The following is a 12642-nucleotide window of genomic DNA, read 5'->3' as shown; positions in this document are numbered from 1 at the left end:
CATACAATATTTAGTTCAAAACTGTTGACATCGAATTCGCTTTTAGATATACTAGTTTCAGATTAAAATTTAAGAAAATGAAAGTATAGAGGAATCATCAAATGGTAACTATTTACTCTAAAAACGATTGTGTTCAATGCAAGATGACCAAGCGTTTTCTTGATACCAACAATGTAGAATATCGCGAAATCAACCTTGATGAGCAACCAGAATACATCGACCATGTTAAAAGCCTCGGTTTCAATGCAGCGCCTGTTATTCAAACACCAACTGAAGCATTTTCTGGTTTCCAGCCTGGTAAACTTAAAAAATTATCATAATCTCGCCAGTATTTAGAGCTTTGTTGCCGCTCCTATCATTCGTAGGAGCCGTTTATTTTGTAAAAGCAAAAGACATTTTAGAAAAAGGAAAATTATGGGACTCAAACACTTAGAAGATGTGACTTACTTCCGTCTAAATAACGAAATCAACCGTCCAGTCAATGGGCAAATCATGCTTCACAAAGACAAAGAAGCCTTGGAAGCCTTCTTTAAAGAAAATGTTGAACCAAACACGATGAAGTTTGCTTCTATTACTGAAAAAATTCAATATTTAATCGAAGAGAACTACTTGGAAAAAGAATTTATCCAACTCTATTCTCCTGAATATATTGAAGAGTTGTCTGCTTTTATCCATGCTCAAGATTTCAAGTTCAAATCTTTCATGGCTGCCTATAAATTCTACAACCAGTATGCACTGAAAACCAATGATGGTGAATATTATCTCGAAGGCATGGAAGATCGGGTGCTCTTTAATGCCCTCTACTTTGCCAACGGAGATGAAGCCATTGCCAAGGATATCGCAAATGAAATCATCCACCAGCGCTACCAACCGGCTACACCAAGTTTCCTCAACGCTGGCCGGGCTCGTCGTGGCGAATTGGTTTCTTGCTTCCTCATCCAAGTAACAGATGATATGAACTCAATCGGCCGCTCCATCAACTCCGCCCTGCAATTGTCTCGTATCGGAGGCGGAGTCGGAATTTCCCTCAGCAATCTGCGGGAGGCTGGAGCGCCTATCAAGGGCTATGAGGGAGCTGCATCTGGCGTTGTGCCTGTTATGAAACTCTTTGAGGACAGCTTCTCTTACTCTAACCAGCTGGGGCAACGTCAGGGAGCTGGGGTTGTTTATCTCAATGTCTTCCACCCAGATATTATCGCTTTCCTTTCTACCAAAAAAGAAAATGCTGACGAAAAAGTTCGGGTCAAAACCCTCTCACTCGGTGTTGTCATTCCAGATAAGTTCTACGAATTAGCGCGCAAGAATGAAGATATGTATCTCTTTAGCCCTTACTCAATCGAACGTGAATACGGCGTGCCATTTGCCTATATCGATATCACAGAGAAATACGATGAGCTAGTTGCCAATCCTAAGATCACCAAGACTAAGATTAAGGCCCGTGATTTGGAAACAGAAATTTCTAAACTCCAACAAGAATCTGGCTATCCTTATGTCGTAAACATCGATACAGCTAATCGTTCAAATCCAATTGACGGTAAAATCATCATGAGCAACCTTTGCTCAGAAATCCTGCAAGTTCAGGAGCCTAGCCTCTTGAATGATGCACAAGAGTATCTACACTTGGGAACAGATGTATCATGTAACTTGGGTTCTACTAACGTCGTCAATATGATGACTTCGCCTGACTTCGGAAAATCCATCCGGACTATGACACGCGCCTTGACCTTTGTCACTGACAGCTCACACATTACAGCCGTTCCTTCAATTGACCACGGTAACAGTCTGGCGCATACCTTTGGTCTGGGAGCTATGGGACTGCACAGTTATTTGGCGCAACAACTGATTGATTATGGATCTGCGGAAGCTGTAGAGTTCACTAGCATCTACTTCATGCTCATGAACTACTGGACCTTGGTTGAGTCTAACAATATCGCTCGCGAGCGCGGTGTAACCTTCCATAACTTTGAAAAATCTGACTATGCTAACGGCACTTACTTTGACAAATACCTGACGGGTGAATTTGTACCTAAGTCTGACCGTGTCAAAGAACTTTTCAAAGATATCTTTATCCCAACCGCTGCTGACTGGGCAGAGTTGCGCGACAAGGTCAAGGCTGACGGTCTCTACCATCAAAATCGCTTAGCCGTTGCACCAAATGGCTCTATCAGCTACATCAACGATGTTTCTGCTTCAATCCATCCAATTACTCAACGGATCGAAGAACGTCAAGAAAAGAAAATCGGTAAGATTTACTATCCTGCGGCAGGTTTGTCAACTGAGACCATTCCTTACTATACTTCTGCCTACGACATGGATATGCGCAAAGTGATCGATGTCTACGCAGCCGCAACTGAGCACGTGGACCAAGGTCTATCTCTGACTCTCTTTATGCGCAGTGATATTCCAAAAGGCCTCTACGAATGGAAAAAAGAAAGCAAGCAAACAACCCGCGACCTTTCTATCCTGCGTAACTACGCCTTCAACAAGGGCATCAAGTCCATCTACTACGTCCGCACCTTTACTGACGATGGCGGCGAAGTAGGCGCTAACCAATGTGAAAGCTGTGTGATCTAGTAAATAACAATTTACAAAACTACACCATTTAAATTCAACAAAATAAAGTATAAAAAACACTTATCGCAATGTCGCCAAGGAAATCATTCCATTGGCGACATAAGCAAGTATTAGAAGTTTAAAGCGAGATTATCATGGAAACATACTATAAAGCCATAAACTGGAATGCTATCGAAGATGTCATCGACAAATCAACTTGGGAAAAGCTGACAGAGCAATTCTGGCTCGATACGCGTATCCCCTTGTCAAATGACCTAGACGACTGGAGAAAACTATCAAACAAAGAAAAAGACTTGGTTGGAAAAGTCTTTGGTGGTTTGACCCTTTTGGATACTATGCAATCTGAAACAGGGGTTCAAGCACTTCGCTCGGACATCCGTACACCGCATGAGGAAGCTGTTTTCAACAACATCCAGTTTATGGAATCTGTCCACGCAAAATCTTATTCCTCTATCTTTTCGACCTTGAATACCAAGGCCGAAATCGAAGAAATCTTTGAATGGACCAACACTAATCCCTACCTTCAAAGAAAAGCGGAGATTATCAATGAAATCTACCTCAATGGTAGCCCTCTAGAAAAGAAAGTTGCCAGCGTTTTCCTTGAAACTTTCCTCTTCTACTCTGGTTTCTTTACGCCCCTCTACTATCTTGGTAACAACAAACTGGCCAACGTTGCGGAAATCATCAAACTGATCATCCGTGATGAGTCTGTTCACGGAACTTACATTGGTTACAAATTCCAACTTGGTTTCAATGAATTGCCTGAAGAAGAGCAAGAGAAACTCAAAGAATGGATGTACGACCTGCTCTACACCCTCTACGAGAACGAAGAAGGCTATACAGAAAGTCTCTATGACGGGGTTGGTTGGACCGAAGAAGTCAAAACCTTCCTTCGTTACAATGCCAATAAGGCTCTTATGAACTTAGGACAAGATCCACTCTTCCCAGATTCAGCGGACGATGTCAACCCAATCGTCATGAACGGGATCTCAACAGGAACGTCCAACCACGACTTCTTCTCTCAAGTCGGAAATGGTTACCTTCTTGGTGAAGTTGAGGCCATGCAAGATGATGACTATAATTACGGTTTAACCAAATAATTTGCAGACACTAGAAAACGACTAACTTGGTCATCAAGTTAGTCGTTTTTTATCATTTATCATCAGCTAGCGCTTTCGTCTTCAGCTACTTCACTATCCTCTTTCTTAGGAGCTGGCGGTTCATAGGCACGGATAATCTGCGCCACCACTGGATGGCGAACCACATCCTTGGCTGAGAAATGCACAAAATCAATCTGGGAGATGTTTTTCAACTTCTCTTGAGCGTCGATGAGGCCAGATTTGACATTGCGAGGCAGGTCAATCTGGCTGATATCTCCATTGACAATCATCTTGGACTGGAAGCCCAGACGTGTCAGAAACATCTTCATCTGCATGATGGTGGTATTTTGTGCCTCGTCCAGAATCACAAAGGCATCATCCAGCGTCCGCCCCCGCATATAGGCCAGAGGAGCAATCTCAATGATTTCTCGCTCCATCAGACGCGTCGTCTGGTCCTTACCCAAAATCTGATACAAGGCATCATAGACTGGACGCAGATATGGATCCACCTTTTCCTTAAGGTCACCAGGCAGAAAGCCCAAACTCTCACCAGCTTCTACCGCTGGCCTTGTCAGAACGATTCGTTTGACCTGTCCACGCTTGAGAGCTGTCACCGCCAAAGTCACCGCTAGAAAGGTCTTCCCTGTTCCAGCTGGACCAATCCCAAAGACGATATCATGATTTTTGACGCTGTCCACATAGATTTTTTGACCAAGTGTCTTGACCCGAATCGGCTTGCCATAACTGTCCTTGATAATCTCTTCTTCGTAAAGAGCTACAAACTTATCAATCTCGTCATTTTTGACCATAGTAATAGCCGTCACAACATCGGGTGTACCAATGGTCATACCACGATTGACCAAGACCAAGAGAGCCTGAATGACCTGGCGCGCCTCCTCACAGGCAGTCTCCGTCCCCAAAATCTGAACAATCTCGGTTCGGGCATGAATTGTGACCTTCAATTCTTGCTCCATCAGGCGCAAATGGCGTTCATTAGATCCAAAGAGATGAAAGGCATCATCTGGATGGCCCAGTTTTAATTCTACTGAATGTTCTTGCAAACAAAGAACCTCTCTATTTTAATTTTTTGAATGAATTACCTTTATTATATCAAAGCAAACAGAAAATGACTATCCCTAGCCACTATGCACTTAATGGGCCTGATACTCTTCCCAAATAGCATCGAACTCGCCCAAGTTAAAGGAAAAATTTGCATGCTCCTCTAGAAAACGGCTGACCTCATCAAAATCATCCGTGTGCTTGGGAAAGGCAGTGTCCTGGAAAGCCAAGTCCGCCAAAATAGCTTTGGGCTTATTACTTTTGGGATTTCGCTCCGTCATCAGCCAGCTGTAAAAAGATTTTCTCATTTACACCAACTCCGTTCCAGTCGGATTCTGCTTGATTTTACCAGCTTTCATCAGCCCACCTAGAGCTTTTTTAAACTGCCCTTTGGAAATGCCAAAAGTGGCCTTGATGTCGTCTGGTGAAGATTTATCGTTCAAAGTCATGAAGCCACCGTTGCTCTCCAGATAGGTCAGAATCATCTGGGCATCATTTTCCAGCATTTCAAATGAGCGAGGCTTGAGGGAGAGATTAAGGGTGCGGTCTACTTCACGGAAGCCAATTACTCGTGCATCCAAGACCTGCCCCAGACGTGGCTCTGCATAGCGCTCGCTCGGATGGATAAAGCCCAGCATATTATTCTCTGGCAGATAGACAAAGGTGCCAGAAAGCTTGAGCCGATAAACGATGGCTGGCCAATTTTGATTCTGCATATTATTGTAGGCAGGACGAGCCATACGCTGAAAATCCTCCTGATAGGCCAGCTGTCCCCAGATGCGGTCTTTCTTGTCCACACTGAGACGAATATAGAGACGGTCGCCCTTCTTAGGCCAAAGTTCCTTAATTTCTGGCAAAATATCCAGTGACACCACGATTTGCTTATCTGGCAGACCCGTATCGACAAAGACGCCCAGATCCTTGCGAACCTCCGTCACTGTTCCCCAGCCAAACTGCTCTTGGGTCGCTGTGACTTCAAGAGTCGTTAGGCGAAGCTTCTGCTTCATATCGCTGTATGCAAAGCCCTTGACAGATTGACCGAGCTCATGTTGTCCTTCTTCCTTAGAAAGCGCATAAGTCTGTCCATCCTTCTGGACAAAGTAAAAACGATCGTTTTCATCCGTGATAATCCCCACGATGAAGCTAGCAAGATTTGTGTTCATATAGTCCTACTTCTACCTTGCCTCTTCTAATCGCAAGGATTTTTATGTTAAAACAACTCAGTCAGCCAAGGCCAACTGAGTTTTGATTCTGCTAAAATATTAAACTTCTAGAAGTTCTTTTTCTTTAGTCGCTGTCATATCATCGATATGCTTCACTGCATCATCAGTGACTTTTTGGATATCCTTTTCAAGAACTTTCAATTCATCTTCAGTGATTTCTTTAGCCTTTTCCTGTTTCTTTGCTTCGTCCATAGCGTCACGGCGGATGTTACGAATCGCAATCTTAGCATTTTCACCGACTTTTTTTACTTCCTTAGCCAATTCACGACGAGTTTCCTCTGTCAGAGCTGGAATGACCAAACGAATGACAGATCCGTCGCTAGATGGTGTGATACCTAAGTCAGAGGCATTGATCGCACGCTCGATATCCTTGATAGAAGACTTATCAAAAGGTGTCACCAAAAGCACACGCGCTTCTGGAATCGTGATAGAAGAAAGTTGGTTAAGCGGTGTCTCTACTCCATAGTATTCCACATGGATACGATCCAAAAGGCTAGCATTAGCGCGGCCTGCACGGATGCTACCAAATTCACGCGCCAAACTTTGGTGCGAATGGGTCATTCTTTCTTTTGCTTTTTCTACAATTGCATTTGCCATTTTCTTTTCTCCTGATTTTTATAAATTATTTGAGACAGTTGTCCCGATTTGCTCGCCAAAGACCACTCGTTTGATATTGCCAGGTTCATTCATATTAAAGACAACTAGATCAATGTCATTGTCCATAGAAAGGGTAGAAGCAGTCGAGTCCATGATGCGCAAGCCTTTATTAATAACGTCACGGTGGGTCAATTCATCAAACTTCACAGCTGTTTTATCCTTGTTTGGATCGGCATTGTAGACTCCATCTACACCATTTTTAGCCATGAGGATAGCGTCTGCCTCAATTTCTGCAGCCCGCAGAGCAGCTGTCGTATCTGTTGAGAAATATGGTGAACCAATACCAGCACCGAAAATAACGATCCGACCTTTTTCCAAGTGACGAAGAGCACGTCCACGAATATAAGGCTCAGCCACCTGCTGCATCGCAATCGCTGTCTGAACGCGGGTGTCAACGCCCACTTGCTGCAAGGAATCTGCCATTACAAGTGCATTCATGACTGTTCCCAACATGCCAGTATAGTCCGCTTGAACGCGATCCATACCTGCTTCTGCTGCTGGCTCGCCTCGCCAAAGATTACCACCACCGATAACTAAGGCAATTTGAATGCCCAGTTCATGGACTTCCTTGATTTCTTCAGCCATTTTTTGGACAGTGGCGATATTGATGCCCACACCTTTTTCGCCAGCCAAAGCTTCTCCAGATAGTTTAATCAAAATACGCTTATATTTAGGTTCTACCATTTTTCCACTCCTTGTTTTATCTGTACTATTTTACCATAAATTCCACTTTTTACCTAGCCCTATTATTCAAAATATTAAATTAAAATACAAAAAGAAAACTTCACCAGATGACTCCAGTGAAGTTGTGATTTATTTATATTTTAAAGCACGTTTGAAGGTCTTCCAAGCTCCCAAATCATCTGTCTGCAGGACAAGGCTGGAGTAAATTCGCGCGATGAAAACGGTCATCATCACCGCAAAAGCAGCTGTAATTCCTAGAGAAAGCCAAGCTTCCAAGCTGGTCGCATAGCCATTGATAGATCGGAATGGCATGAAGAAGGTCGAGATGAACGGAAGATAAGAACCAACTTTCAAAATCACATTGTCTCCTGCAGCCCCTATTGAAGAAACTCCCATAAAGCCGACTAAAATCAGCATGATAACGGGCGAAAGGACTTTTCCTGTATCTTCTGCTCGCGCCACCATCGAACCAAGAAAGGCCGACAAGACAACATACATAAAGATACTAACAGCTACAAAAGCTAGAGTATTCAAAGACACAGCTTCTCCGATATACTGCTGAATGGCTGGATTGCTCTTCAAGACTTGGGATACAAGAGGAATGCTGTCCGCAAAGAGAAAGGCCGCCAGTCCACCAAGCACATAAATGCCCAGATGGCTAAGAATCACTGCAAAAATCCCAATCATACGGGCATAGAAATAATCGGTCGCCTTAATACTGGAGAAGATAACTTCCATGATTTTAGTGCCTTTTTCACTGGCCACATCTTGGGCAGTGACGCTAGCATAAGTAATCAGAATCATATAGAGCAGTAAGCCCAGTCCCATTGCAGCAAAGGTCTGAACCATCTTCTTGCCTTCTTTATTTTCATCGATTTTTTCTTCAAACTGGACTGTCCGCGCAAGAATCTGACTCTGCTCATCTGATAAATCGGCCTGAGCCAAGTTTAAAGCCTGCTGGACCTGAATAAGGGAATTGGACAGAGCCATTTTCGTTGCAGCGTTCATACTGGTTTCTGCATAGTAGGTAGCAGAAAGCTGCCCGCTTCTTTCCTCAATCGTCAGATAGCCCTCGATTTTCTTATCTTTTACAGCCTGCTTAGCTGCGGCTTCATCTTTGTACTGAAAACTCAGCTGATCTTCAGCTCTTAACACTTCTCTGACAGAATCAAGCTGGGTCAGCACTGCTACCTTTTTAGAGGAGGACATAGAGCTTCCCTGCAGATAACCAATCCCCAAGCTCAACCCAAGAAAGAGAAAAGGAGACAAGACCATAAAGACAAAACTCCAAGACTTGACATGACGCAGGTAGGTTTCTTTGATTACGATTAACATTTGTTTCATACTTCCACCCCTGATTCTAATTTGAAAATTTCATCAATTGTCGGTGCCTGCTGGTCGAAAGTTGCCACATAGCTTCCCTGAGTCAAGCGATCAAACAATTCAGGGCCAGCTGTTTCGTCGTCTAAAATCAATTTCCAGATGCCTTGCTTGGTCTGCGTTACCTTGACAACATGGGGCAGGGCTTCTAATTCAGCCTGTGACAAGTCACTTGAGACGAAAAGACGAGTCTTGCCATATTGGTTGCGAACTGCTTGTACCTCCCCATTGAGGACCACTTGCCCGTCACGAATCATCAGGACATCATCGCACAACTCTTCCACATTTGTCATGACATGATCCGAGAAGATAATCGTCGCTCCGCGCTTCTTCTCCTCAATAATGACTTCTTTCAGGATTTCAGTATTGACAGGATCCAGACCGCTGAAGGGCTCATCTAAAATAATCAAGTCTGGCTCATGCAGGAGCGTGATAATCAGCTGAACTTTTTGCTGGTTCCCCTTAGACAAACTCTTGATTTTGTCGGTTAATTTCCCCTTGACCTGGAGCTTTTCCATCCACTGGGGCAGTTTTTCTTTGACAACAGCTGTTGGCACACCCTTTAGATTTGCCAGATAGCGCACTTGCTCAAAGACCGTCAGCTTGGGCATCAGGCTTCTTTCCTCTGGCAGATAGCCAATCCTGCTATAGGTCTCCTGCTTAATCGTCTGCCCTTCGAAACGGATCTCTCCAGTATAGTCTAGGAAGCGCAAAATACTGTGAAAAATCGTTGTTTTCCCAGCACCGTTTTTCCCAATCAAACCAAGGATATGTCCCGGCTGGGCTTCAAAATCAATACCGAACAAGACTTGCTTTTGCCCAAAACTTTTTTCTAGTTTTTCTACATGCAGCATATGAAACCTCCTATTATGATACTAAGATTATTATACTACTTTGAAAGCAGTTTTTCATCTTTTTGTCCTACTATACAAAAAATTTTCTCTCTATTTTTCATAAATAGAATATGAAACTCGCTCCAGCTAGCACCACAAATAAATGAGGCTCGAAAGCCTCATTCATTTAATATATTCTATTCATCGCTCTTTATTGACCACCCACTTGAGGAGGTTGGTCAGAAGAACCCAAAGAACAAGACTGATGGTGACAATGTAAAGCCAGGCATTCTTGTCCGTTGCCCAAGGTAGGGGCACATTCATACCAAAGAAGCCGGTGATAACGGCTAGAACTGCTAGAAGGACCGAAATAATGGTCAAGACAGTCAAATTATCATTCAGATTGTTGTTCAGGATGTTATTGTAGGAGCCCGAAAGCTGGCTAAGAACCTGAGCAATCAAATCCGTCATTGAAACTAGCTGACGTGCCTCAATCATGGCATCTTCAAACTGCTCGGTTTCTAGTTCATCAAAGCTACGATAAACAGCATGACTCTTGATGTGCCCCAGAAGAATAGTATTTTGCTTGGATGCCGCCACCAGATAGACCATAGAAGTTTCCAAGTCGGAGAGGGCAAACAAGTGCTTTTTAGTAGTTTTTTGACGCAAAAGTCTGTTAAGCTCATCCTTGCGCTTATCCATCTGCTCAATGACCGGATAGTAGGAATTGGAGATCAACTCCAGACTAGCAAAAAGAAACTTATAGACCGACACAGGCTCATGGTGCTCCGTGTAGGCCTTCATGATATCGACCACATAGGCATTGTCTTGATTGCTGATGGTGATGAGGCGATCCTGCTGCACCACGAAAGTCATCGGAATGGTCTCATAGTAGTCCTTTTCTGTCGCCAAATTCAGCACATTATAGATGAAAAGAACCGTTCCATTCTCGCGATTGTAGTCCATGTGAGCCCGCTCGTTCTTATCCAGCGCATACTCGATAGTTTCAAGATCGATATTATAATCCTGATAAATCTGTCCATTCTTTTTAACATCATCTGAGTCAATGTTGATCCAGACAGATTGGTCTTTTAGTTTTCTTTCCAGAATCATAGAACTCCTTTCTGGGATCTAGAATGATTGTTTAATAGCTCACGCCTAACGTCCACACTTAGCCTCATAGCCAAAGCTCCTATGTCCTGACAAGAAAGCCAGCAAATCAATGTCATCTTTTAAATATAGCTGTAAGGAAGTTAGCTATAGCTACGACACGAAGAGACGGAAACGATTATTGTTCACCGATAAGTTGTAAGGCAGTTAGGCACTACGCTTACTTTACTAGTGAAGCGTTTAGGTAAGCCGCCATAGCGGTTACAGATTGTTAAATTATGACACTGAGTTTTACGACGTAAAGTTTTACGAATCGATAATATTCGTAAAACTTTACTAGTGGAGCGCCTAGCCAAGTTCCATAGAAACTTGGCGTTAGTTACTTAGGTTGTTACACAATCAAGTAACTTTGGCGATCTACATCTTCTCTTCTAACTCTACGTCTGGATATTTATCCGCAAACCAGCGGAGAGCAAAGTCATTTTCAAAGAGGAAGACTGGTTGGTCGAAACGGTCTTTAGCTAAGATATTACGGCTTGATGACATGCGCTCATCTAAATCCTCCGGCTTGATCCAACGAACTGTCTTTTTACCCATTGGGCTCATGACTACTTCCGCATTGTACTCGCCTTCCATACGGTGCTTAAAGACTTCAAACTGGAGTTGGCCGACAGCGCCTAGCATATACTCTCCTGTTTGGTAATTCTTATAAAGCTGAATGGCTCCCTCTTGTACCAATTGCTCGATTCCCTTGTGGAAGGATTTTTGTTTCATGACGTTCTTAGCAGAAACTTTCATGAAAATTTCAGGTGTAAAGGTTGGCAGTGGTTCAAATTCGAACTTGTTTTTTCCAACCGTCAAAGTGTCTCCAACCTGATAAGTACCGGTATCGTAAACTCCGATGATATCTCCTGCTACGGCGTTGGTCACATTCTCACGACTTTCAGCCATAAACTGAGTGACATTCGACAGTTTGGCAGTCTTACCAGTACGAGGCAGGTTGACACTCATGCCTCGCTCAAATTCACCCGATACGATACGGACAAAAGCGATACGGTCTCGGTGACGAGGATCCATGTTGGCTTGGATTTTAAAGACGAATCCTGAGAAATCCTTGTCATAAGGATCCACAATTTCTCCGTCTGTTTTCTTGTGGCCATGTGGCTCTGGCGCAAACTTGAGGAAGGTTTCGAGGAAGGTCTGTACCCCAAAGTTGGTCAGGGCTGAACCGAAGAAGACTGGAGTTAGCTCACCAGCTAAAATAGCTTCCTCTGAGAACTCATTTCCTGCTTCCTTCAGGAGCTCAATGTCATCCTTAACTTGCTCATAGAAAGGATTGCTGGCAAAAAGTTTGTCCCCTTCTTCTAGACTGGCAAAACGCTCATCTCCTTTATAGAGTTCCAGACGATGATTATAGAGGTCATACAAGCCCTCAAAGGCTTTCCCCATCCCGATTGGCCAGTTCATAGGGTAGCTAGCGATACCCAAGACTTCTTCCAATTCTTGCAAGAGGTCCAGTGGCTCACGACCGTCACGGTCCAGCTTGTTCATAAAGGTAAAGACCGGGATTCCACGATGTTTAACAACCTCAAACAATTTCTTGGTTTGGGCCTCGATACCCTTGGCAGAGTCCACGACCATGACCGCAGCATCCACCGCCATCAAGGTCCGATAGGTATCTTCTGAGAAGTCCTCGTGCCCTGGTGTGTCTAGGATATTAACACGTTTACCATCATAGTCAAACTGCATAACGGATGAGGTTACCGAAATCCCACGTTGTTTCTCGATATCCATCCAGTCAGACTTGGCAAAATTTCCTGTTTTCTTACCTTTTACAGTACCAGCCTCACGAATTTCGCCCCCAAAGTAGAGCAACTGCTCAGTGATGGTCGTTTTCCCTGCGTCCGGGTGGGAAATAATAGCAAAGGTACGGCGTTTCTTGATTTCTTCTTGTAAAGTCATTTTCTTCTCTTTCTTTCATTTTAGGATAATGGTGAATGTCAGTATTTTTATATTTTACAT

At 43.6% G+C, this 12642-nt stretch carries 12 protein-coding genes; 3 read left to right on the top strand and 9 right to left on the bottom strand.

Annotated features, from left to right (window positions below; all coding sequences use genetic code 11):
- The first annotated feature begins 101 nt into the window (after positions 1–101).
- From nrdH to nrdF, 3 genes are all read left to right on the top strand, one after another.
- A complete protein-coding gene (gene nrdH, locus A0765_RS01140; RefSeq protein WP_005589588.1) occupies positions 102–320 on the top strand; it encodes a glutaredoxin-like protein NrdH in 219 nt (72 codons plus the stop codon).
- A gap of 94 nt (positions 321–414) precedes the next feature.
- Positions 415–2574, top strand: a complete 2160-nt coding sequence (nrdE, locus tag A0765_RS01135; RefSeq protein ID WP_062004190.1) for a class 1b ribonucleoside-diphosphate reductase subunit alpha — start codon at positions 415–417, stop codon at positions 2572–2574.
- A gap of 134 nt (positions 2575–2708) precedes the next feature.
- Positions 2709–3674: a class 1b ribonucleoside-diphosphate reductase subunit beta gene (gene nrdF / locus A0765_RS01130; RefSeq protein WP_062004188.1), complete on the top strand. Its 966-nt coding sequence runs from the start codon at positions 2709–2711 to the stop codon at positions 3672–3674.
- Between the two features lie 62 nt (positions 3675–3736).
- On the opposite strand, the gene A0765_RS01125 is transcribed toward nrdF, so the two are convergent.
- The 9 genes from A0765_RS01125 to A0765_RS01085 all read right to left on the bottom strand — a co-directional run bounded on the left by A0765_RS01125 (position 3737) and on the right by A0765_RS01085 (position 12582).
- A complete protein-coding gene (locus A0765_RS01125; protein WP_048764824.1) occupies positions 3737–4735 on the bottom strand; it encodes a PhoH family protein in 999 nt (332 codons plus the stop codon).
- Between the two features lie 90 nt (positions 4736–4825).
- Positions 4826–5041 (bottom strand): YozE family protein, encoded by a 216-nt coding sequence (locus tag A0765_RS01120; protein WP_005589581.1) that lies wholly within the window; start codon positions 5039–5041, stop codon positions 4826–4828.
- A complete protein-coding gene (gene cvfB, locus A0765_RS01115) occupies positions 5042–5896 on the bottom strand; it encodes an RNA-binding virulence regulatory protein CvfB (RefSeq protein WP_062004186.1) in 855 nt (284 codons plus the stop codon). It abuts the gene before it with no gap.
- A 99-nt stretch (positions 5897–5995) separates the two neighbouring features.
- A complete protein-coding gene (gene frr / locus A0765_RS01110; RefSeq protein ID WP_005589576.1) occupies positions 5996–6553 on the bottom strand; it encodes a ribosome recycling factor in 558 nt (185 codons plus the stop codon).
- Between the two features lie 18 nt (positions 6554–6571).
- Positions 6572–7297 (bottom strand): UMP kinase, encoded by a 726-nt coding sequence (gene pyrH / locus A0765_RS01105; protein ID WP_005589574.1) that lies wholly within the window; start codon positions 7295–7297, stop codon positions 6572–6574.
- Positions 7298–7426: 129 nt separating this feature from the next.
- Positions 7427–8641 carry an ABC transporter permease gene (locus A0765_RS01100; protein WP_062004184.1) on the bottom strand — a complete coding sequence of 405 codons (1215 nt, stop codon included), beginning with the start codon at positions 8639–8641 and terminating at the stop codon, positions 7427–7429.
- Complete coding sequence (locus A0765_RS01095; RefSeq protein WP_062004182.1) at positions 8638–9531, bottom strand: ABC transporter ATP-binding protein; 894 nt, start codon at positions 9529–9531, stop codon at positions 8638–8640. Before A0765_RS01095 ends, A0765_RS01100 begins: the two co-directional genes overlap by 4 nt.
- A 180-nt stretch (positions 9532–9711) precedes the next feature.
- Positions 9712–10623 (bottom strand): magnesium transporter CorA family protein, encoded by a 912-nt coding sequence (locus A0765_RS01090; protein WP_062004180.1) that lies wholly within the window; start codon positions 10621–10623, stop codon positions 9712–9714.
- A 414-nt stretch (positions 10624–11037) separates the two neighbouring features.
- Positions 11038–12582: a peptide chain release factor 3 gene (locus A0765_RS01085; RefSeq protein ID WP_062004179.1), complete on the bottom strand. Its 1545-nt coding sequence runs from the start codon at positions 12580–12582 to the stop codon at positions 11038–11040.
- Between the last annotated feature and the right edge of the window lie 60 nt (positions 12583–12642).

The sequence above is a fragment of the Streptococcus cristatus genome, assembly GCF_001588905.1.
GTDB classification, from domain to species: Bacteria; Bacillota; Bacilli; order Lactobacillales; family Streptococcaceae; genus Streptococcus; species Streptococcus cristatus_N.
The sequence above is the reverse complement of the archived record's forward strand: the minus strand, read 5'-3'. Positions and strand labels throughout refer to the sequence as shown.

Bases quoted from the DNA above. Each gene is read 5' to 3' on its own strand.
- nrdH (WP_005589588.1), top strand. From the start codon at position 102: ATGGTAACTATTTACTCTAAAAACGATTGTGTTCAATGCAAGATGACC.
- nrdE (WP_062004190.1), top strand. From the start codon at position 415: ATGGGACTCAAACACTTAGAAGATGTGACTTACTTCCGTCTAAATAAC.
- nrdF (WP_062004188.1), top strand. From the start codon at position 2,709: ATGGAAACATACTATAAAGCCATAAACTGGAATGCTATCGAAGATGTC.
- A0765_RS01120 (WP_005589581.1), bottom strand. From the start codon at position 5,041: ATGAGAAAATCTTTTTACAGCTGGCTGATGACGGAGCGAAATCCCAAA.
- cvfB (WP_062004186.1), bottom strand. From the start codon at position 5,896: ATGAACACAAATCTTGCTAGCTTCATCGTGGGGATTATCACGGATGAA.
- frr (WP_005589576.1), bottom strand. From the start codon at position 6,553: ATGGCAAATGCAATTGTAGAAAAAGCAAAAGAAAGAATGACCCATTCG.
- pyrH (WP_005589574.1), bottom strand. From the start codon at position 7,297: ATGGTAGAACCTAAATATAAGCGTATTTTGATTAAACTATCTGGAGAA.
- A0765_RS01100 (WP_062004184.1), bottom strand. From the start codon at position 8,641: ATGAAACAAATGTTAATCGTAATCAAAGAAACCTACCTGCGTCATGTC.
- A0765_RS01095 (WP_062004182.1), bottom strand. From the start codon at position 9,531: ATGCTGCATGTAGAAAAACTAGAAAAAAGTTTTGGGCAAAAGCAAGTC.
- A0765_RS01090 (WP_062004180.1), bottom strand. From the start codon at position 10,623: ATGATTCTGGAAAGAAAACTAAAAGACCAATCTGTCTGGATCAACATT.
- A0765_RS01085 (WP_062004179.1), bottom strand. From the start codon at position 12,582: ATGACTTTACAAGAAGAAATCAAGAAACGCCGTACCTTTGCTATTATT.